This is a genomic window from Methylobacterium sp. AC315, assembly GCF_979253755.1.
Genome location: NZ_CEEDEA010000176.1, coordinates 1 through 229 on the forward strand (window position 1 = coordinate 1; position 229 = coordinate 229).

Annotated in this window: 1 protein-coding gene; it reads right to left on the reverse strand. The window is 74.2% G+C overall.

Annotated elements, in window-relative coordinates; translation table 11 throughout:
• A partial coding sequence (locus AC0IY0_RS29180; RefSeq protein ID WP_471766530.1) for an ATP-binding cassette domain-containing protein occupies positions 1 to 229 on the reverse strand: 229 nt, incomplete at both ends.

Sequence of the window (229 nt, forward strand, 5' to 3'; positions counted from 1 at the left end):
GGCGGCATGCCGCACCTCGGCCTCACCGGCCTCGGGGCGCCCGTAGCGGAGGTTCTCGGAGACCGGCCCGGAGAACACCACCGGATCCTGCGGGACCAGGGCGAGGCGGGCGCGCAGCGCCTCCGGATCGACCCGCGCGATGTCGATGCCGTCGACCAGCACGCGGCCGCCCTGCGGATCGGAGAAGCGCAGGAGCAGCTGCAGCACCGTCGACTTTCCGGCACCGGAC